Genomic DNA, 21528 nt, shown 5'->3' with positions numbered 1-21528 from the left:
GGATCATGCACCCACTCGCAGAACGGATACGTAATCAGGATATTCGCGCACTCGCTAAAGCCATCACACGGATTGAAAATGATGATGAAGAGAAGCTGGAATGGATGAGTGACATTTTCTCCATACAGAAAAAGGCGCACTATATTGGGATCACCGGTTCCCCTGGAGCGGGAAAAAGCTCTTTGATCAACCGGCTTCTGTCCTATATCCGCAAACAGGGGCTGACCGTCGCTGTTCTTGCGGTCGATCCTACAAGTCCGTTCAGCGGCGGGGCTCTGCTCGGAGATCGTACGCGGATGAATCAACATTTCCTCGACCCGGGAATATTCATCCGCAGTATGGCGACGAGAGGACATCTCGGCGGAGTGGCAAGAGCGACAAAGGATAGTATCCGCGTATGTGATGCTTGTGGATTCGATGTCGTTCTTGTCGAGACGGTCGGTGTCGGACAGTCGGAGCTTGATATCATGAAGGTAGTGGATACGACCGGGCTGGTTTTGACGCCGAACAGCGGGGACGTTCTCCAGATTTTCAAAGCGGGGATCATGGAGATCGCAGACCTTTTTATCATTAATAAGGCCGATCTCCCTGGTGTGAGGAAGCTTGCCTCTACGCTTGATGAATACAAGATGATTGTCCAGACAAAAGGGTGGGATCCGCCGGTTGTAAAGACGATTGCCACAGAGTCCACAGGATTTGATGACCTATGGGGTGGGATCGAAGCACACCGGACGTATTTACACGAAACCGATGAAGGGCAGCGGCGGCGGAAGCAGCAATTACAGCTCGAAGTATATGATCTGATCAGGGAAGAGCTGTGGCGGGATGTTCGAACGGAAGTCGAGTCCGATTCTCATAAACGCGAATGCTTGAACCGACCTGACGCCGATCCGTATAAGCTTGCCCGTGCATGGGTGGACGAATGGAAAGAGAGGGGTGGAAAGAATGGCCGATAAACAAGTCCCCTCGACGATCAAGGACGAAGCTTTAGTGATGAAGCGGAGAAACCAGATGGTCAAAGGAGCGGTCACCTTGTTCATCGAGAAAGGTTTCCACAAGACGACGACACGGGAGATCGCCAAGGCGTCCGGCTTCAGTATTGGTACGTTATATGAATACATACGTAAGAAGGAGGATGTCCTTTTTCTCGTATGTGACTCTATCTACCAGCGCGTAAAGGCGCGGATGGAAGATGATATCGATCCGGCACAGGTAAGCAGCCTGATCCAGGCGGTCCATTCGTACTTTTATTTAATGGATGAAATGCAGGATGAAGTGGTAGTCATGTACCAGGAGGTCAAATCCCTTCCGAAGGATGCGCAGGATTACGTTCTGCAGAAAGAAAGAGAAATGGTTGCGATGCTGGAAGAGGTGATCCGTAAGCATATCTCAGGCCCCTGTTCCGAAGAGAAGGTTCAATTGATCGCCAATAATATATTCGTGCAGGGCCAGATGTGGGGATTCCGGCGTTGGATATTGCAGAGGACGTTCACGATTGAAGCGTATGCGGATCTGCAGGTTCGGCTTTTATTGGAGGGACTTCCCCTCAAGGAGAAAAGACCATCTGGTAATAAAGAATGAAATGGATAGAAAGGGGAGGAGAAGATGGAACAACCGGCTGTATATCGTCCGAAAAATCCGGTTCGTTTTGTAACCGCTTCCAGTTTGTTTGACGGTCACGACGCGTCCATCAATATTATGAGGCGGATTCTGCAATCAACAGGGGCGGAAGTCATCCACTTGGGACATAACCGCTCCGTAGAAGAAGTAGTGAATGCAGCTATTCAGGAAGATGTTCAGGGAATAGCTATCTCGTCCTATCAGGGCGGACATGTGGAGTATTTCAAATATATGGTGGACCTCCTTCAGCAGAAGGGAGCGGGACATATCCGCGTTTACGGCGGTGGTGGAGGTGTCATCATCCCGCGGGAAATCAAAGAACTGCACGCTTACGGGGTTGCCCGTGTCTTCTCGCCGGAGGATGGAAGAACGCTCGGGCTTCAGGGCATGATCAATAAAATGATCGAAGAGTGCGATTTCCTGCCGCCGCTTGATGTGGAGGAAGAAGTCAAAGGGCTGTCTGCGGGGAATCCACAATCGATTGCGCGGTTCATCACGTATGTAGAGAATAAACCGAAGGAAGAACGGGAGCTTGTGGCTGCTTTTGATACAGCAGTCAAACAGAAAACAGACAGGGAAGTTCCCGTCCTTGGTATTACAGGCACAGGAGGGGCAGGGAAAAGCTCGCTCACAGACGAATTGATTCGTCGTTTCCTGAATGAAATTCCAGATAAGAAAATTGCTATTCTATCGATTGATCCGACGAAAAAGAAAACGGGAGGAGCCCTGCTTGGTGACAGGATCCGGATGAACGCCATCTTCCATCCGAGAGTGTACATGCGCTCCCTTGCAACGAGGGAAGCGCGGTCCGAGCTTTCGACGGCCGTTAGCGACGCTATCCGTGTGCTGAAAGCTTCCGGTGTTGACTTCATCATCGTCGAAACGAGTGGGATCGGCCAGGGGGATGCGGCCATAACAGATGTCACGGATCTATCGATGTATGTAATGACTGCAGAATTCGGGGCACCGTCCCAGCTTGAAAAAATTGATATGATTGACTTCGCTGATTTTATCGTCATTAACAAGTTCGAGCAGAAAGGCTCGGAGGATGCCATGGCCCAAGTGAAGAAACAGTATCAGCGGAGCCGGATGCTGTTCCATGAGAGTGATGCCGAATTCCCGGTCTTCGGAACGATTGCCAGTCAGTTTAATGATCCGGGGACGAACACGTTATTCGCCGCCCTTGTAGATAAATTGAAAGAAACTTATGAGTGGCAGGAAGAAACGTCGTTTTCGAAAACCGGAAAAGTAGAGAAACAGAACGTCATCATCCCGAATGAGAGACAACAGTATCTAAGGGACATCTCGATGACCGTACGCCGCTATCACGAAGAATCGGAGAAGCAGGCAGCTCAAGAACGCAAGCTCTACCAATTGAAAGGATCTTTCCATTTGCTTGAAGAAGGAGCAGGAAAAGAACAGCTGAAACAAAGGATAGACGATCTGGAAGCTTCCATCGATCCGGCAGCGAAGCGGCTGGTCGACGGCTGGGATGATCTCCATGACAAATACAGCGGAGATACGTACACGTTCCAAGTTCGCGGCAAAGAAATTACAATGGATCTGACGACCGAAAGTTTGAGTGGTACGAAAATACCGAAAGTCGCCTTACCGACCTATTCGGACTGGGGGGACCGCCTTCTGTGGCTGCTTCGTGAAAATGTGCCCGGGGCATTCCCGTTTACAGCAGGTGTCTTCCCTTTTAAGCGGAAAGGAGAGGACCCGAAACGACAGTTTGCTGGAGAAGGGACCCCCGAGCGGACGAACAGCAGATTCCACTATTTATCAGAAGGGGAAGATGCCAAACGTCTGAGTACGGCCTTCGATTCTGTAACCTTGTACGGAGAAGATCCGGATGAACGACCGGACATATACGGGAAAGTCGGGGAGAGCGGAGTCAATATCTGTACATTGGAGGACATGAAAAAGCTGTACGCGGGCTTCGATCTGGTTGCTCCTTCCACTTCTGTTTCCATGACAATTAACGGCCCCGCTCCGATTATCCTGGCGATGTTCTTTAATACCGCTGTCGATCAGCAGATCGAGAAGTTCAAAGCAGAGAAGGGAAGAGCGCCGGATCAGTCGGAAGCGGAACGGATTAAAGCGGAGACGATCCACGTTGTAAGGGGTACGGTGCAGGCGGATATTCTTAAAGAGGATCAGGGGCAGAACACGTGCATATTTTCTACAGAGTTCGCTCTACGTATGATGGGGGATATCCAGCAGTACTTCATCGACCAGGATGTGCGTAATTATTATTCCGTATCCATCTCCGGTTATCATATCGCTGAGGCAGGCGCCAATCCAATTACTCAGCTCGCTTTCACACTGGCGAACGGCTTCACGTATGTAGAATATTATTTGAGCAGAGGGATGGATATCAACAAGTTCGCCCCGAACCTTTCCTTCTTCTTCTCGAACGGTCTTGATCCGGAGTACAGTGTGCTCGGGCGGGTCGCAAGAAGGATTTGGGCTGTCGTCATGCGTGATAAATATGGAGCGAACGAACGCAGCCAAAAGTTAAAGTATCACATTCAAACCTCCGGACGTTCGCTTCATGCCCAGGAAATTGACTTTAACGACATCCGTACAACGTTACAGGCGCTGCTGGCCATCCAGGATAACTGTAATTCCCTGCATACGAATTCCTATGATGAAGCAATCACGACACCGACCGAAGAGTCCGTGCGGAGGGCGATGGCGATTCAAATGATCATCAATAAAGAATTCGGTCTGACGAAGAATGAAAATTCTCTGCAAGGATCTTACATCATTAAAGAGTTGACGGACCTTGTGGAAGAGGCTGTACTTCAGGAATTTGAACGCATCAATGATCGAGGCGGAGTACTCGGTGCAATGGAGAGACAGTATCAGCGCGGGAAAATTCAGGAAGAATCACTTTATTATGAAGGCAAGAAGCATTCGGGGGAGCTGCCGATCATCGGAGTCAATACGTATTTGAATCCGCATCCGCCGTCCGAGGAGGAAATTGATGCCATGGAACTTGCGCGTGCTTCTCAAGAAGAGAAGGAGCATCAGATAAGAGAACTGCGCCATTTCCAGAGTCGCCATGAAGATGTAGTGGATGCTTCGCTTCGCCGCCTGAAAGAAACGGCAGCGAATGACGGGAACATTTTTGCTGAATTAATGGAAACCGTCCGAGTGGCAAGTCTCGGACAGATCACCAACGCCCTCTATGAGGTCGGGGGGCAGTACCGTCGTAATATGTAAAGTCGTAAAAATACGCCCTTGCGATGTGCAAGGGCGATATTTATTAGTGGCCTCCGACTTGATCGTCGTCGTGAGGCTGATTGACTTCTTTCACGTAAGGTTTCTTTATTCCATACCATTCATACGTCAGATTATACGTTTCGCCTTCTTCCAGCAGCATCCATGTGCTCGTATCTTTGACGTGGAGCTTCTTATCATCGACGATGACGAAATATCCGTCATCCGTATGGGATTTCCCTGTGATCACCGCTTCCTCCAAATGCTTGGAATGGACGAGGCCGTAGTTCGTGAACAACCAGATGCCTGCAGCGATGACGAAGATGATGGTTGCGATCCAGTTAAATGGGTGTGTTTTCATACTGCGTCTCTCCTTTACATAAATGATGGGGATAGAACGTAACCCGGGGATTGATACGATAGAGAGGTTCCGGTCGCTCAGGGCGCTTCTCAAAGAGGCAGCCCCCATATCGGTTTAATTATAATGGAAATAAAGCGCGAATACCAAGTGTAACTAAGCTTTATCCTGCTTCCAGGGTTTATATTTATGTGAAGTTGGCTACAAAAGGTAATAGATAAAGAGTCATAAAAGCAATTTGATTTTTATACGGGCAAATCATATAATGGATGGTATGATTAAATGTGATTCGTATGCCTAAGAGGTCATTTATTCTATTCTGTCTATTTAAAGGAGTGCTGGACCGTGAGCTTAAAAGACTTTAGCCAAGAGCAAATTGATGAAATATCCATGATTGAACTGGCTACTATTATATTGGAAGAAGAAAGAGAAGCGATCGATTTCAACGAGATGTTCAATCGTATCGCCAAAATTAAAGGATTTACAGAAGCGCAGAAAGAGCAGTACATCGCGCAGTTCTACACAGACATCAACGTCGATGGTCAATTCATGACGATCGGAACGAACCGTTGGGGGCTGAAGCGCTGGTATCCTGTAGAACAAATGGAAGAAGAAATTGCCAGTCTTCCACAGAAGCGTAAAAAGAAGAAGAAAAAGAAACCATCCAAGCTGCTGGAAGATGAGCTTGGCATTTCTGAATTCGATGATAATGAAGAAGATGAAGATTTAGAAGAAGATCTGGAACTGACAGACGAAGATCTAGATTTGGATGAGGACGATGACGATTTCGAAGGCGACTATGAAGAAGATGACCTCGATGAAGAAGAAGAAGAGATTGTAGAGGATGACATCAGCTTCATTGGCGATGAGGATGAAGAAGACGACAGATAAGTGGTTGACTTTTAAAAGTCATATCAGTACAATCTTATTTGGGCTCTTTAATTTCCGAAACGAAATTCCAAACGCTCCCCGGACCGGGGAGCGTTTTTTATTTTTTGCATGGAAAACAACAGAACAGCGGAAGATACCGGGACATGGCATGCTCCCGTATTTTCTTTTTTATACCCCTTATCAAAATCGCTTATTAGTCAATAACTAAAAAGACAAATAGAGAAAGAGGGATTCAACGTGGCAACAAAGTACATTTTTGTAACCGGCGGTGTCGTTTCATCATTAGGGAAAGGGATTACGGCTGCATCACTAGGGCGTCTGCTTAAAAACAGAGGCTTGAAAGTGACGATTCAGAAGTTTGACCCTTATATCAACGTCGATCCGGGAACGATGAGCCCGTATCAGCACGGAGAAGTTTTCGTAACCGATGACGGTGCAGAGACAGACCTTGACCTTGGTCACTACGAGCGCTTCATCGATATCAATCTGAATAAATTCAGCAATGTGACGACTGGTAAAGTTTATTCCAACGTCATTAAGAAAGAACGTCGTGGAGACTACCTCGGTGGAACCGTCCAGGTCATTCCACATATCACCAACGAAATTAAGGACAAGGTCTTCCGTGCAGGGCACGAAACGAATGCAGACGTCGTCATCACGGAAATCGGCGGTACAGTAGGGGATATCGAATCTCTTCCATTCCTTGAAGCGATCCGTCAGATTAAGAGCGATATCGGCCGTGATAACGTTATGTACCTTCACTGTACGCTTGTACCATATTTGAAAGCGGCAGGAGAAATGAAGACGAAACCGACACAGCACAGTGTAAAAGAGCTCCGTTCTCTTGGAATTCAGCCGGATGTCATTGTTTTGCGTACGGAAATGCCTATTTCTGAAGATATGAAGGAGAAAATCGCGCTCTTCTGTGACATTAATAAGAATGCAGTCATTGAAGCAGGCGACGCAGAGACGCTTTACCAAATACCGATTACGCTTCAAGAACAGAACCTTGATCAGCTGACATTGGATCATTTCGGCTTGTCTTGTCCTCCGGCGGATATGAAAGAATGGAATGAGTTGATCGACCGCGTGAAGAATCTGCAGCATAAGACGACGATTGCTTTGGTAGGGAAGTACGTCGAGCTTCCTGACGCTTATATCTCTGTCGTCGAAGCATTGAAGCACGCAGGCTACGGCTATGATTCCGACATTGATGTGAAATGGGTCAATTCCGAAGACTTGAATGAATCAAACGTTGCGGAATACTTGTCGGCAGTCGACGGTATCCTCGTTCCCGGTGGATTCGGAGATCGTGGTATTGAAGGAAAAATTGATGCCATCCGCTATGCTCGTGAAGAGCGTATTCCTTTCCTCGGTATCTGTCTGGGTATGCAGTTGGCTACCGTTGAATTTGCCCGTAACGTGCTTGGTCTTAAGGGAGCGCATTCTGCAGAAATTGATCCTGCTACGGAACACCCGATCATCGACCTGCTTCCAGAGCAGAAAGATATCTCCGACCTTGGCGGCACACTCCGTCTTGGTATTTACCCATCCCGTCTGCAGCCGGGTACAAGAGCAATGGAAGCATACGGAGAGGAAGTCGTCTACGAGCGTCACCGTCACCGCTTTGAGTTCAATAACCATTACAGAGAGCAGATGGAGGCCAAAGGCTTCAAGTTCTCCGGTACAAGCCCGGACGGCCGCCTTGTTGAAATTATTGAGGTCGAAGATCATCCTTGGTTCGTGGCGAGTCAGTTCCACCCGGAATTTAAATCTCGCCCTACACGCCCGCAAGAGCTTTTCCACGGCTTTATCGGGGCTGCAATGAAGACAAATCAGTAAGAGAAAGCTTCCATAAGTCCGAACCCATCCAGGCAAGGGCTCTGGGAATCTTGAAAAACATCCGAACGACCCTCCAATTTTGGCAAAAGAATGGAGGGTCGTTCGTTTTCTTCTGCACAGAAGTATATTTTCTTCTATTACCCCTTGCATGCAGGAAAATGAGCGGGACTTCTCGAATGTACATATCTAGAGAAAATAAAGGAATTAGGGTTAGGCAGAGACTTAAACAGGGAAGGCAGGGAAAAGAATGACAAACAGCATCCTGATCGTGGACGACCAACCAGGAATACGGCTTCTGCTGGAAGAAATATTAAAAGCGGAAGGGTATGCCGTCACTTCCGCCAAAACAGGTAAAGAAGCCTGTGACTGTACGAAGAAGAAAAACTTCGATCTAATCATCATGGACTATAACCTGCCGGTCATGCATGGCAGGGATGTTCTGTCTTATCTGAACGAACGTGAGTACGATTCATCCGTCATGATCATTACAGGTTCTTCCCAAGACAGCGTCGAAAAAGAAATAAATTTCCCATTCGTTACCCATATCATAGAGAAGCCTTTTGACATCCATAATTTGAAAGAATTGGTTAATGGGACCTTGGTTCAGGCGTGATTATGACTTTTTTCTCGATGTAAGCGCTATATAAACCTCCTCCTGTTGCACCATAAGAAGGGTATTGGTATTCTAATACTGTAACCAAACTTACATGGTGTGTTTTCGTATGGAAACAGACTTGTAAATAGGAATGCACGTTATTTAAAGGAGGATATCTTTCATGCCATTAGTATCAATGAAAGAAATGCTAGAAAAAGCTAAGGAAGAACGCTACGGTGTAGGACAGTTCAACCTTAATAACCTAGAATATGCGCAGGCGATTCTTCAAGCAGCAGAAGAAGAAAAGTCTCCGGTAATCCTTGGTGTATCTGAAGGAGCAGCCCGTTACATGGGTGGTTTCAACGTAGTCGTAGACATGGTGAAAGCACTTATGAAAGCTTACGGTACGACTGTACCTGTAGCGATTCACCTTGACCACGGTTCCAGCTTCGAAAAATGTGCAGAAGCAATCCATGCTGGATTCACTTCTGTAATGATCGATGCTTCCCACGATCCGTTGGAAGAAAACATTGCTGTAACGAAAAAAGTAGTTGAACTTGCACACATCCACGGCGTTTCTGTTGAAGCAGAGCTTGGCCGCGTAGGTGGACAAGAAGACGATCTTATCGTAGATGACGCGGAAGCAGCGTACGCGATTCCATCTGAATGTAAGCAATTGGTAGACGAAACAAACGTTGACGTATTCGCACCTGCACTTGGTTCTGTACACGGACCATACAAGGGTGAGCCTAACCTTGGCTTCGAGCGCATGGAAGAAATCATGGGTCTTGTAGACAAGCCTCTAGTTCTTCACGGTGGTACAGGTATCCCGACTGCTGATATCAAGAAAGCTATCTCTTTCGGTACAGCTAAGATCAACGTGAACACAGAGAACCAAATTTCTCAAGCGAAGGCTGTCCGCGAAGTACTTGCGGAGCAACCGGAACAATACGATCCTCGTAAATACCTAGGACCTGGCCGTGATGCAATCAAGGCTACTGTCATCGGTAAAATGCGTGAGTTCGGTTCTTCTCAAAAAGCGTAACAACTATCAGCAAGGAAGCCGCTACGATGTAGCGGTTTCCTTTTCATCATGGATGAAAACGCCATCATTCGACATTGTTTCCTTATGCCCGATCTACTATATAAAGGAAGAGGAGTGGGAATATGAAATTTTTCATCGATACAGCGAATATAGATGATATCCGTAACGCGAACGCTTTAGGAATCCTTGCCGGGGTAACGACTAATCCAAGTCTTGTGGCTAAAGAAGGGGTATCCTTCCATGACCGCCTGCGTGAAATTACGGAAGAAGTAGAAGGATCGGTCAGTGCTGAAGTCATGGCTGAAGATGCGGAAGGTATGATTGCGGAAGGGAAGGAACTAGCCGCCATCGCTCCGAACATCACTATCAAAGTGCCTATGACGCTGGAAGGTCTGAAGGCTGTAAAAGCGTTCAGTGATTTGAGTATAAAAACGAACGTGACGCTGATCTTTTCTGCCAATCAGGCGCTTCTTGCCGCTCGCGCCGGGGCATCTTATGTATCCCCCTTCCTCGGACGTCTGGATGATATCGGTCATAACGGAGTAGAACTGATCGCTCAAATTTCAGAGATATTCGATCTCCATTCCATTGATACAGAAATTATTGCCGCTTCCGTCCGGCACCCTGTCCATGTGACGGAAGCCGCCGAGCACGGGGCTCATATTGCTACAGTACCGTTTCAGGTGTTCCAGCAGATCGTCAAGCATCCGCTTACGGATCAGGGCATCGAGAAGTTCAAGAACGACTGGAATAAATATAATAAATAAGTGTTTTTTGGAAAAACATGCACATACTAAGGTCATAAATCTTTACCTTAAAGCGAGGAGTTTTTCATGCATAAACTACTAGTGGAAGGTGGGACCCGCCTTCGTGGACAGGTGAGGGTAAGCGGAGCGAAGAACAGTGCTGTCGCGCTCTTGCCGGCTGCTATTTTAGCAGAGACGCCTGTGACGATCGAGGGACTGCCTGACATCTCTGATGTTGGGATATTGTCAGATTTATTGGAAGAGATCGGTGGTACCGTCCAACGTCAAGGGCGGACGCTGCATATCGACCCATCTAAAATGGTGGACATGCCGCTGCCGAACGGAAAAGTAAAAAAATTGCGCGCCTCATATTATTTCATGGGCGCCATGCTCGGCCGTTTCAATAAAGCGGTCATTGGTCTTCCGGGCGGCTGTCATCTTGGCCCGCGTCCGATCGATCAGCATATTAAAGGGTTTGAAGCGCTCGGTGCGGAAGTTACTAATGAACAAGGCGCAATCTATTTGCGTGCCAAAGAGCTGCGGGGTGCCCGTATCTATCTTGACGTCGTCAGCGTCGGTGCTACAATCAACATCATGCTTGCTGCCGTAAAGGCTAAAGGTAAAACGGTTATCGAGAACGCTGCGAAAGAACCAGAGATTATTGATGTTGCTACGCTGCTTACGAGTATGGGTGCGAAAATCAAAGGTGCCGGCACGGATGTCATCCGGATTGAAGGGGTGGATCAGCTGAACGGCTGTCTGCATACCATTATTCCGGATCGTATCGAAGCTGGTACGTACACGATTATGGCAGCTGCTCAAGGAGAGGAAATGATCATTGATAACGTCATTCCTCAACATTTGGAGTCGTTGTTGGCGAAGCTGAGGGAAATGGGTGTGACCATTGAGGAGAATGACGAGCAGTTGTATATCCGACCTGGTAAGAAATTGAAAAGTGTGGATATCAAAACGCTTGTCTACCCGGGTTTCCCGACGGATCTCCAACAACCTTTCACGACGCTGCTTACACAGACGGAAGGGACCGGAGTCGTGACAGATACGATTTATCAGGCCCGTTTCAAGCATGTGGATGAGCTGCGGCGTATGAATGCCTCCATCAAAGTAGAAGGAGGTTCGGCCATCGTGACCGGCCCTTCCACTCTTCAGGGGGCCAAAGTCAAAGCGACGGATCTTCGTGCCGGTGCCGCTCTTGTCATCGCTGGGTTGATGGCAGACGGAATTACGGAAATAACCGGTGTTGATCATATCGAAAGAGGATATGAAAATATCACAAATAAGCTGATCGATTTGGGAGCCAAGGTCTGGTACGAAGAAATGTCCGAAGAAGAAATAGAACAGTTCCAAAGTTCATAAATCGAACGACCATCAGAGGGAGCCGTAGGGGTGCGGCTTCCTCTTATTCTACAATTATTTATCCCTCTTTAATATTTCTTAAATTGCCATTGAATCTGTATAATGACAGGAGTACAATAAAGGATGTTTGATAGCGATTAAGGAACTTGATATCAACCTCTGGAAGCTTCTGTGTATGTACGTCTACTTCCTATCACTTCTCCTGCTTCTTCTTTTCATCTTAATCTATTTGAAAAGTCGTTTTCTAAACTGAATGAATGAGCTGCAGCTCGTGGGGATGATCAAGGCCCTTATTCAACTTTTTCCAAATGTTCCGGATCGTCCGGGAACTCGTTATTGATATTCAGGGATCATCTGAAGGAGGGGACCGTTTCCGTGTGAAACCGACCTTATCTCCAGAGGATTCTTGCGAAAGTAAAAATAAAAAAGTGGTGATTACGTGGCAGATTTAACTATCTCCAGCTTAGAAACTATGACACTCAAAGGACTTTATGAGAAAGCCCGCCAATATAAAGTATCCTATTACGCCAAATTGACAAAGCGGGAGCTGATCTTTGCGATTTTGAAAGCCCAGGCAGAGAAAGACGGCTTTCTGTTCATGGATGGGGTATTGGAGATCATCCCTTCGGAAGGTTTCGGATTCCTGCGTCCAATCAACTATTCTCCTAGTGCGGAGGATATCTATATTTCGGCTTCCCAAATCCGTCGTTTCGATTTGCGAAACGGAGATAAAGTATCAGGAAAAGTCCGTCCTCCGAAAGAAAACGAGCGCTATTATGGACTTCTTCATGTAGACGCCGTCAATGGGGAAGACCCTGATTCTGCGAAAGAGCGTGTCCACTTCCCGGCGTTGACTCCGCTGTATCCGGACCGGCACATGAAGCTGGAGACAGATACGAAGAAGCTCTCAACAAGGATTATGGATCTCGTGTCTCCTGTCGGATATGGGCAGCGTGGTTTGATCGTTGCACCTCCGAAAGCAGGGAAAACCATGCTCCTTAAGCAGATGGCTAACAGCATCTCTACGAATCATCCCGATGCCAAGCTGATTATTCTGCTTGTAGACGAGCGTCCGGAAGAGGTTACGGATATCGAGCGTTCCGTCGCTCCTGATGTCGATGTTGTCAGTTCCACATTCGATGAAGTTCCGGAAAATCATATTAAAGTATCAGAATTAGTATTAGAGCGTGCCATGCGTCTTGTTGAACATAAGAGGGATGTCATCGTGCTTATGGACAGTATCACGCGTCTCGCACGCGCCTATAACCTTGTCATTCCGCCGAGTGGCCGGACGCTTTCCGGCGGTATAGATCCTGCCGCCTTCCACCGTCCGAAGCGATTCTTCGGTGCCGCGCGTAATATAGAAGAGGGTGGAAGCTTGACGATTCTTGCGACGGCTCTTGTAGATACGGGGTCCCGAATGGATGACGTCATTTATGAGGAATTCAAAGGGACAGGAAACATGGAGCTTCATCTCGACCGTTCTCTTGCCGAACGCCGGATCTTTCCTGCAATCGACATCCCGCGATCCGGCACAAGGAAGGAAGAATTGCTGCTTCCTAAAGCACACCTGGACAAGCTGTGGGCGATCCGGAAGACGATGTCGGATTCCCATGACTTCGCCGACCGCCTCCTCCGCCGTTTGAGAGCATCGAAGAACAATGAAGAGTTCTTCGATATGATGGATAAGGACATGAAAGGGAAAGCGACGACCCGCCGCTGATTCTCTTTCAAGGTACTTTCTGTCAACAACCAGATAATTGTCATTAGCTGTTGCAAAGGGGTAGTCCCCCTGTTATAATCATTCTATGTGAGTTTCAGTACAAGGTGTTATCACGAACCTTCGACGGCTCTTACAATAACTCTGTTTCCTAAGGATTCAGGGCAAAAAGGAGTGGAAGAACATGAAAGCAGGAATTCATCCAGAATACCGTAAAGTCGTATTCCTAGACACAAGTTCTAATTTCAAGTTTCTAACAGGATCTACTAAGACTTCTGAAGAAACAATCGAGTGGGAAGATGGAAACACTTATCCATTGATCCGCGTAGAGATTAGTTCTGCGTCTCACCCGTTCTACACAGGTAAGCAGAAAGCTGACAAAGCTGGCGGCCGTGTGGATCGCTTCAAGAAGAAATATAACCTTTCATAATTATGATACTCCCTCGTTTCGGGGGAGATTTCATCATTTTGAACAAAAACAGGCAAATTGTCTCAGAGGTTTGCCTGTTTTTTTGTCAAAAAATAGGGGTGTAGGGAGCTTTGTGTGACCTGTATCCGGTTTGATATATAGGAAGGGCTGTCCTTGGTGAAGTATTGCCGCCGATTCATCGGGGCTGATCGGGGTGGCTCTTTTTTTATGGTAGTCGGTTGATACATGGGAATAGAAGGAAAAGCGACACGGGAGCCGGCAGCATCTTTCGGCAGGACGGTCCAGGTGCATGGAAGGTGGATATGCCGTCTGCCGTGGCTTTTTCCTTTTATGGATTTTCTTGATTTATGAGAAGGGAGCGACAGTGACGTGTATGTAATGAAGCAGAGTGGATGGGTGGAACTCATCTGTGGAAGTATGTTCAGCGGAAAGTCTGAAGAATTGATTCGACGAGTGAGGCGGGCGACTTTCGGTCATTTGACCGTTCGTGTTTATAAACCTGCCATCGACAATCGCTACAAGGAGGATGCTGTAGTCAGTCATAATGGTACATCGATCATGGCTCGTCCCATTGAAAGTTCGCTTGCAATCCTGAAGCATGTGACGGATGATGTGGACGTCGTCGGTATTGATGAAATCCAGTTCTTTGATGAGCATATCGTCGAAGTCGTCGAATGTCTGGCGGACCGCGGCATACGCGTCATCGTTGCCGGTCTGGATACAGATTTCAGAGGTGAGCCATTCGGCAAGATGCCGGAATTGATGGCGCTCAGTGAAAGTGTGACGAAGCTGAATGCGATCTGTCCCGTCTGTGGATCTCCGGCAAGCCGTACCCAGCGTCTGATTGACGGTGAACCGGCTTCGTATGATGATCCGATCATTCTGGTAGGTGCATCAGAATCCTATGAGCCGAGGTGCCGCCACCATCATGAAGTTCCGAATAAGCCGCGGCAGCGTGATGTGGAAGCCGTTTATGAAGAAAAAACAATAAATTGACAGAAGAGAAGACAGCTGGAATCCGGCTGTCTTTTTTATAATTGTCGATGTGCTCGCTGTCGTTTATTGTGGGAGGTATTGTGATATTCTGATGGTAGGTGGTCATCATAGGGAGGAAGGGAGATACCATGAGACATCAGAGTAGTTCCATTCTGGTGAAAGCGAATCTGTTGGAAGAATGTATGAATGCCTTCAAGTATGCAGCGGAAGTGGTGGAGAAAGGCAGCCATATGAAAGACGAGCTGTGTCTATCCTGCGCGGAAGTGTGCAGGACCAGTGCGGAAGAATGTCTGTTACTGACAGGCTCGAAGGAGGACCCTGTCTACCGGATGTGTTTGGAATATGCCGACTTATGTGAAGGGCTTCGTCAGCATGTGACAGAACCGAAACGACGAACAGGCATGCGCAGGTCAGGGTGAGACAATTGTTTGTAAAAAATCTACATATCCACGCCTGAACCGGAGAAACTATCGGTAAAAAGAAGGTGAAGGTATGTGGAAGGTATATATAAGTCTCTTGGTTATTCTTGTTGTCGGAGCTGCCTGCGGTCTGCAGCAGGGAGATAAATATCAAGGAATGACAAGCAGAGACGATGTTGAAAACATGGGCATGAACAATGAAGTGACCCGTGATACGGAAAATCCCCGTTCCATCGACAAGGTTGGTTATACATGGGGGTTGAAGCAGGATCGGGAAAACATGAAAGAAGCGGTTCAACAGCTGCCCGGCGTCGATGTGAAACGGATCATCCTTGAAGCGGGAGATGCGTGGGTGACGGTTGATATCGACGGGGAAGCGGACATGAGTGATTCGGAACTTTCGGAATGGAAGAAACAGATACAGGAAGCCGTATTCCAAGCCGTACCAAGATACGATGTTCACGTGAAAATCAAGTAAGAGAAGGAAGACCTTCAAACCCGGTACACATGTGTATCGGGTTTCCTCGTCATGAGGGCGGATGTCCGGTTGTAACAGGGATTACTCTATAATATAATTAGAATGTTATGGAGAAAGAGGTGCATATCATTGATCGAACGTTTACAAACGCTGGAAGATCGTTACGAGAAATTAAATGAATTGTTAAGTGATCCTGAGGTCATTTCAGATACAAATAAACTTCGGGAATACTCGAAGGAACAGTCTGGTCTGCAGGCGACTGTCGATGCTTACCGTGAATATAAAGAAGTGACAGAGCAGCTTGCTGATGCAAAGGCGATGCTCGATGATGAGTCGGATGCGGATATGACGGAAATGGTAAAAGAAGAAATCAGAGAATTGTCCGGACAGAAGCAGGAACTTGAAGAACGCCTGAAAGTTCTGATGCTGCCGAAAGATCCAAACGATGATAAGAACGTTATTATGGAAGTGCGTGGAGCTGCCGGTGGAGACGAGGCTTCTCTGTTTGCCGGGGATTTATACCGCATGTATGCGCGTTATGCGGAATCTCAAGGCTGGAAGACGGAGGTTTTGGAAGCCAACCCGAGTGATGTTGGTGGTTACAAGGAAATCATCTTCATGGTTAATGGAAACATGGCTTACTCCAAGCTGAAGTTTGAGAACGGTGCGCACCGTGTGCAGCGTGTCCCTGAAACGGAATCAGGCGGAAGGATTCACACCTCGACTGCAACGGTCGTCGTCATGCCGGAAGCGGAAGAAGTGGAAGTGGAAATCCATGATAAGGACATTCGTGTTGATACTTTCGCGTCAAGTGGACCGGGAGGGCAGAGTGTCAATACAACGATGTCCGCTGTACGTTTGACTCATGAACCTACAGGGATCGTTGTGTCCATTCAGGATGAGAAGTCACAGATTAAGAACAAGGAAAAAGCGATGAAAGTACTTCGTGCTCGTATTTATGATAAATTCCAGCAGGAAGCGCAGGCAGAATATGATGAGAGTCGGAAGTCAGCGGTAGGAACCGGCGACCGTTCTGAACGTATCCGCACTTACAATTTCCCGCAGACGCGAGTGACGGATCACCGAATTGGATTGACGTTACAGAAGCTCGATCAGGTACTGCAGGGGAACATGAGTGAAATTATTGACGCTTTACTGATGGAAGAACAAGCGAAGAAGTTGGAACAGCTCGGTGAATGATATGCAGCCTGCTTTTACGACGATTCAAGAAGCCCGCCGCTGGGCTTCTTCTTTTTTGCGGGACAGGGACAGAGAAACGAGAGTCGCTGACATGCTGTTGGAAGATTTGTTCGGCTGGTCGCGGGCCAAGCTGATGGCGTTTGAGACCGATCCATTTCCGGAAGAGCACCGGGAGGCATTTGTCCGCTCGGTTCTGGCTCATGCGGAAACGGGAGTACCGGTACAGCACTTGATCGGCACGGCTCCGTTCTACGGCAGAGAATTCAAAGTCGATCGTCATGTGCTCATTCCCCGTCCAGAGACGGAAGAGTTGGTGCATGGGATCATCGGTATTGTGGAAAGCTGCGGCATGAAGAATCCCCGTATCGCCGATATCGGTACAGGAAGCGGCGTTATCGCTGTTACAGCGGCGCTGGAAATACCGGGAAGTACTGTTCATGCAGTGGATATTTCAGAAGCCGCGCTTAAAGTAGCTTCTGAAAACGCGCAGGCGCTCGGAGCGGACGTCACGTTTCATCAAGGGGATTTCTATCAACCATTAATGGATGTAGAAGTGGATATCCTCCTTTCCAACCCTCCTTATATAGCTTGGGAGGAAAAAGGAGAAATGGCTGATACGGTTGTGGATTTTGATCCTGAATTGGCTTTGTTCGCCGATAAGAACGGATTGGCAGCCTACTTGACGATCGTTGAACAGTTATCCACATGTAGACAACTACCGAAATGTATAGCTTTCGAGATCGGTTACCAACAGGGGCCGCAGGTGAAAGAGCTGCTGGCGGCGGCTTTTCCAACATATAATGTTGAGGTGAAAAAAGATATAAATGGCAGAGACCGCATGGTGTTCGCGTTTGCGCCTTGTATGCGTATGTGAAGATCCCAGATTCATAGATCAGCCTGTTTAAAGTTCCGCTCCTCTGACTATACTAGCGACTAGTAGAGTACAGGGGGAATGGAAATGAAAAACGCGTGGCTGCTATTATTATCCTTATCTATCATTCTTATCGTATTGCCATGGGGACAGAGAACGGATGCTGATCAAACAGGAGAGAACTATCAAGTGATTCCGGATGAAGCGATCCGATTGAGAATATTGGCGGACAGTAATGCGCCGGAAGCCCAAGCGTTGAAGCGCGAGGTCAGGGACCGCGTTAATGCAGAGATTACGGAATGGGTGGAAGAATTGACATCAATCGAAGCGGCGCGTCAGCTTATACAGGACCGTCTCCCTGAACTCGAGGCAATCGTTGCTCAGACGTTGGAGGATAATGGGGTGGAACAAACCTATCACGTCGATTATGGAAAGAATGTTACATTCCCGACGAAGCTGTATGGACCGTTCATTTATCCGGCGGGGGAGTATGAAGCAATTCTCATTACGCTTGGAGAAGGGGAAGGGGACAACTGGTGGTGCGTTTTATTCCCTCCGATGTGTTTCCTTGACTTCTCAGACGGCACGAGCGTAGCGGCGGAAGAAGAAACACCGATAGAAGAATCAGAAGCGGATCAGCTGGAAGCGATTGCGGAAGAAGAAACGATGAAAGAGACGACGGAAGAAGAGAAAGAAGTGAAATTCTTTGTCGTAGAAATATGGGAAAATATCTTTTCCTAGCATAGCAGGCACACCCCTTTTCATAGAATAGAAAGCAAAAGGGGTGTGTTTTGTATGTATATTGAGAAAACAGAGAGGGATTCCTACCAGATCAAAGGGCAAAACGGAAGTATCGGAAGCTTCCACATACGCCGGTTACCGGCCGGTATTGGAAAGCTGGAACGCCTGCAGGTCAGTAGAGAGGTAAAGCCTGGACACCTGCTTGCAGTGTTTGAATTGATACAAAAATACGTAAAGGAAACGGATCTTCGAGCGCTTCTCGTAGAAAGTCATTCGGAAACGCTGGATTTCTTGTTGCAGCACCAATCCTTTCAACGGGACTCTGTCGAATCAGGCGTGTGGATTTATGAGGTTAATAACAAGTGACTGTGGGTAAGTACCGCACTTATACACAACGACTCATTTTTCTGTGTATAACGTGTGGATTATTTTTTATTCACACGCTTTCAAACTAACGGATTCTTTGGATATGTGGACAATATTGTGGGTAAGTTGGGGGCATCTTGTGAATAATGTCTATATTTGCGATATTTTGTTGAATTATTCATAATAGAGACTAGTAAATCACGATCGAGTAAGGTAGGAAAAAGGAGTACAGATGAGATGGATACAAAAATGTGGACAATGCCGGAGCAACCGGCGGTAACAGATGAAGCGATCGAAGAGGCGGCACGTCTGCTTCAATCGGGGGAGGTCGTCGCTTTTCCAACAGAAACGGTGTATGGACTGGGAGCGGATGCAACAAAGGAAGCTGCTGTTCAGCGCATATTCGATGCGAAAGGCAGACCTTCGGATAATCCTTTGATCGTCCATGTCGCTGATCGAGCTCAAGTGAAGGGCCTTGTATCTGAAATCCCTCCCGTTGCTGAACGTCTGATGGATGCTTTCTGGCCCGGACCTCTCACCCTGATCATGAAAAGCAACGGCACAGCTGCGGATAACGTGACAGCAGGATTATCATCCATCGGTATCCGCATGCCGGATCATCCGGTGGCTGCTTCGCTTATTAAAGCATCCCGCCTTCCGCTTGCTGCTCCAAGTGCCAACCGTTCCGGAAGGCCGAGCCCTACGCTTGCTGGGCATGTTCGTCAGGATTTAGACGGCAGAATAGCCGGTATTATAGACGGAGGAGCTACCGGAGTCGGTGTGGAGTCCACGGTTGTCGATTGTACGACGGAAGTACCAATTATCCTTCGCCCCGGTGGGATAACGAAAGAGGATCTTGAGCGCATTCTTTCAGAAGTGATTGTCGATCCCGCCTTAGCGAACGAGACGGAAAAGCCTAAATCCCCGGGCATGAAATATACCCATTACGCACCGGAAGCTCCGCTATGGCTTGTGGATGGAGAGGATGATTTCTTTCTTTCCTGCCTTGAAAAGGAGAAAGGGAAGGGGCTTCGTGTTGGAGTCATAGCCAGCCGGGAACTGGCGCAGAAACTGGATCACTCCCGCGTTATTGCTTGTGGGTCGAGAACCGACGTGAAACAAATCGCCGTTCATTTGTATCAGGCGCTTCGGGAATTCAAAGAAGCCGACGTCGATGTCATTCTTTGTGAAACATTCCCGGAAACAGGTGTTGGAGCTGCTGTCATGAACCGGTTGACAAAAGCGTCCACGAAGAAACTCTCTCAGAACTAACATACCACTCCTTTTCTCGGCATACGATGATACAGCATGTCCGAGGAGGAGGATGAACAGTTGGAACAGCTGGTTTCGCTAGTTTTGTTATCGATTGCTTTAGGGTTGGACGCATTCTCTGTTTCGTTGGGGATGGGAATGCAAGCCGTCCGTCTGAAGCATGCGTTCTTTGCGGGCATTGTCATCGGAGCCTTCCATATATTAATGCCGGGACTCGGGATGGTCCTCGGTCAATGGCTTTCTGGAACGGCGAGTGAGTTTGCAGCCTTTGCCGGCGGAGTCATGTTATTTGGTCTTGGAGCCTACACGGTTTTCGCTTCTTTTACCGAAAAGCACTCGGTCTCCTATCGAATCACGGGAGTAGGGTTGTGGTTGTTCGCATTAAGTGTGAGCATCGACAGCTTTCCTGTCGGTTTCAGTCTTGGTTTGAGGGATGCGGAAGTTATCCTTTCCGTATTGTCGTTCGGTTTGTTCAGTATGTTATTGACATGGGCAGGATTCGTGATCGGTCGGAGGGCCGGAAGCTTGTTGGGAACATCCAGTGAATTGCTCGGGGGAAGCATTCTGTGTGTACTCGGATTAAGTGCCATATTTTGACATGTTTTTCGAGTTGCCCATACCTGTGCTATTATGGAGAAAACGGACTATTGGTTAGGAGAAGAATGGCTATGAATATATTATTTGTATGTACTGGTAATACTTGCCGAAGTCCGATGGCTGAAGCGCTGTTAAAGTCAAAATGGGACAAAGGTGAGGTCCGCTCCGCCGGAATATTTGCAGGCAAGGGAGAACCATTGGCGAAGAATTCGGAACTGGTTTTGAAAGAGAAAGATTTGACGATGAATCATCAAGCGGTCAACGTGGATGATGATCTGCTGGAATGGGCGGACATAGTGTTGACGATGACGGATCGCCACAAGCAGACCTTAGCATTGCAGTATCCTTATCACCAAGATAAATACTTTACGTTAAAAGAATATGTGGTATTGGATGAGAACAAGTGGAACCGACTCAAGGATCTTTACAGCAGCTTTGAAGAGAAGCGGTCGATTCTGCTGAGAAATGCTTCTGAAGACCACTCTGATCCCCAAGAGCTTGAGCAGCGTTTATACGAGGAATTGCAGCAGGAGATCGAAGAGATCAAGAGTCTAGAGGAAGAACTGCCGGATCTCAATATATCCGACCCCTTCGGAGGCAGTATCCATATTTACAGATCGACAAGGGATGAGATTGAAAAATATTTGGACCTGCTTGTAGCGAAATGGCAGGGCGACAAGGCTTGAGAGTGCTCAAGTCTTTTTTTGTGGACAAAAAAACAGTAGTTGTGGTGCTGGTC

At 47.7% G+C, this 21528-nt stretch carries 22 protein-coding genes; 21 read left to right on the top strand and 1 reads right to left on the bottom strand.

Features of this window, described 5'->3' with window-relative positions; genetic code table 11:
- Positions 1 to 5: 5 nt before the first annotated feature.
- The 3 genes from meaB to icmF are packed head-to-tail and all read left to right on the top strand — an operon-like array spanning position 6 to position 4851.
- Positions 6 to 956: a methylmalonyl Co-A mutase-associated GTPase MeaB gene (meaB, locus tag QRD89_RS17125; protein WP_008632289.1), complete on the top strand. Its 951-nt coding sequence runs from the start codon at positions 6 to 8 to the stop codon at positions 954 to 956.
- Positions 946 to 1581 (top strand): TetR/AcrR family transcriptional regulator, encoded by a 636-nt coding sequence (locus QRD89_RS17120; protein ID WP_286095876.1) that lies wholly within the window; start codon positions 946 to 948, stop codon positions 1579 to 1581. The genes meaB and QRD89_RS17120 overlap by 11 nt, the downstream gene beginning before the upstream one ends.
- Positions 1582 to 1605: 24 nt before the next feature.
- Positions 1606 to 4851 carry a fused isobutyryl-CoA mutase/GTPase IcmF gene (icmF, locus tag QRD89_RS17115; protein WP_286095875.1) on the top strand — a complete coding sequence of 1082 codons (3246 nt, stop codon included), beginning with the start codon at positions 1606 to 1608 and terminating at the stop codon, positions 4849 to 4851.
- 43 nt (positions 4852 to 4894) lie between these two features.
- On the opposite strand, the gene QRD89_RS17110 is transcribed toward icmF, so the two are convergent.
- Entirely contained in the window at positions 4895 to 5209 is a 315-nt protein-coding gene (locus QRD89_RS17110; protein WP_008632291.1) for a hypothetical protein, read from the bottom strand.
- A 342-nt stretch (positions 5210 to 5551) separates the two neighbouring features.
- Here QRD89_RS17110 and rpoE point away from each other — a divergent pair, with 342 nt between their 5' ends.
- From rpoE to QRD89_RS17020, 18 genes are all read left to right on the top strand, one after another.
- Positions 5552 to 6097, top strand: a complete 546-nt coding sequence (gene rpoE, locus QRD89_RS17105; RefSeq protein WP_008632292.1) for a DNA-directed RNA polymerase subunit delta — start codon at positions 5552 to 5554, stop codon at positions 6095 to 6097.
- 237 nt (positions 6098 to 6334) lie between these two features.
- Positions 6335 to 7939: a CTP synthase gene (gene pyrG / locus QRD89_RS17100; protein WP_026577863.1), complete on the top strand. Its 1605-nt coding sequence runs from the start codon at positions 6335 to 6337 to the stop codon at positions 7937 to 7939.
- A 247-nt stretch (positions 7940 to 8186) separates the two neighbouring features.
- Positions 8187 to 8552 (top strand): response regulator, encoded by a 366-nt coding sequence (locus QRD89_RS17095; protein ID WP_286095874.1) that lies wholly within the window; start codon positions 8187 to 8189, stop codon positions 8550 to 8552.
- A 163-nt stretch (positions 8553 to 8715) separates the two neighbouring features.
- On the top strand, positions 8716 to 9579 hold the full coding sequence (gene fba, locus QRD89_RS17090) for a class II fructose-1,6-bisphosphate aldolase (protein WP_008632295.1): 864 nt from the start codon (positions 8716 to 8718) through the stop codon (positions 9577 to 9579).
- Between the two features lie 122 nt (positions 9580 to 9701).
- Positions 9702 to 10346, top strand: a complete 645-nt coding sequence (fsa, locus tag QRD89_RS17085) for a fructose-6-phosphate aldolase (RefSeq protein ID WP_026577864.1) — start codon at positions 9702 to 9704, stop codon at positions 10344 to 10346.
- A 66-nt stretch (positions 10347 to 10412) separates the two neighbouring features.
- The gene (gene murA, locus QRD89_RS17080; protein ID WP_008632299.1) at positions 10413 to 11699 is read left to right on the top strand and encodes a UDP-N-acetylglucosamine 1-carboxyvinyltransferase; all 1287 of its coding nucleotides are present in this window, start codon (positions 10413 to 10415) and stop codon (positions 11697 to 11699) included.
- A 439-nt stretch (positions 11700 to 12138) separates the two neighbouring features.
- Positions 12139 to 13422, top strand: a complete 1284-nt coding sequence (gene rho / locus QRD89_RS17075; protein ID WP_008632301.1) for a transcription termination factor Rho — start codon at positions 12139 to 12141, stop codon at positions 13420 to 13422.
- Between the two features lie 181 nt (positions 13423 to 13603).
- Entirely contained in the window at positions 13604 to 13849 is a 246-nt protein-coding gene (locus QRD89_RS17070) for a type B 50S ribosomal protein L31 (RefSeq protein WP_008632303.1), read from the top strand.
- A 369-nt stretch (positions 13850 to 14218) separates the two neighbouring features.
- Complete coding sequence (locus tag QRD89_RS17065; protein ID WP_008632306.1) at positions 14219 to 14845, top strand: thymidine kinase; 627 nt, start codon at positions 14219 to 14221, stop codon at positions 14843 to 14845.
- A 128-nt stretch (positions 14846 to 14973) separates the two neighbouring features.
- Positions 14974 to 15264: a four-helix bundle copper-binding protein gene (locus tag QRD89_RS17060; RefSeq protein ID WP_286095873.1), complete on the top strand. Its 291-nt coding sequence runs from the start codon at positions 14974 to 14976 to the stop codon at positions 15262 to 15264.
- A 73-nt stretch (positions 15265 to 15337) separates the two neighbouring features.
- Positions 15338 to 15742 carry a YhcN/YlaJ family sporulation lipoprotein gene (locus QRD89_RS17055; protein WP_008632310.1) on the top strand — a complete coding sequence of 135 codons (405 nt, stop codon included), beginning with the start codon at positions 15338 to 15340 and terminating at the stop codon, positions 15740 to 15742.
- Positions 15743 to 15871: 129 nt separating this feature from the next.
- On the top strand, positions 15872 to 16942 hold the full coding sequence (gene prfA / locus QRD89_RS17050) for a peptide chain release factor 1 (protein WP_008632311.1): 1071 nt from the start codon (positions 15872 to 15874) through the stop codon (positions 16940 to 16942).
- A 1-nt stretch (position 16943) separates the two neighbouring features.
- The gene (gene prmC, locus QRD89_RS17045; RefSeq protein ID WP_062514864.1) at positions 16944 to 17816 is read left to right on the top strand and encodes a peptide chain release factor N(5)-glutamine methyltransferase; all 873 of its coding nucleotides are present in this window, start codon (positions 16944 to 16946) and stop codon (positions 17814 to 17816) included.
- An 84-nt stretch (positions 17817 to 17900) separates the two neighbouring features.
- Entirely contained in the window at positions 17901 to 18554 is a 654-nt protein-coding gene (spoIIR, locus tag QRD89_RS17040) for a stage II sporulation protein R (protein ID WP_008632313.1), read from the top strand.
- Positions 18555 to 18608: 54 nt separating this feature from the next.
- On the top strand, positions 18609 to 18920 hold the full coding sequence (locus tag QRD89_RS17035) for a hypothetical protein (RefSeq protein ID WP_008632314.1): 312 nt from the start codon (positions 18609 to 18611) through the stop codon (positions 18918 to 18920).
- Positions 18921 to 19157: 237 nt separating this feature from the next.
- Positions 19158 to 20192, top strand: a complete 1035-nt coding sequence (locus QRD89_RS17030; protein ID WP_286095872.1) for an L-threonylcarbamoyladenylate synthase — start codon at positions 19158 to 19160, stop codon at positions 20190 to 20192.
- A 60-nt stretch (positions 20193 to 20252) separates the two neighbouring features.
- Positions 20253 to 20789: a manganese efflux pump MntP gene (locus tag QRD89_RS17025; protein ID WP_008632318.1), complete on the top strand. Its 537-nt coding sequence runs from the start codon at positions 20253 to 20255 to the stop codon at positions 20787 to 20789.
- Positions 20790 to 20860: 71 nt separating this feature from the next.
- Entirely contained in the window at positions 20861 to 21475 is a 615-nt protein-coding gene (locus tag QRD89_RS17020; RefSeq protein ID WP_008632320.1) for a low molecular weight protein arginine phosphatase, read from the top strand.
- The last annotated feature ends 53 nt before the right edge of the window (positions 21476 to 21528 follow it).

The organism is Halobacillus sp. ACCC02827 (genome assembly GCF_030291935.1).
Taxonomy (GTDB): Bacteria; Bacillota; Bacilli; order Bacillales; family Halobacillaceae; genus Halobacillus.
The sequence above is the reverse complement of the archived record's forward strand: the minus strand, read 5'-3'. Positions and strand labels throughout refer to the sequence as shown.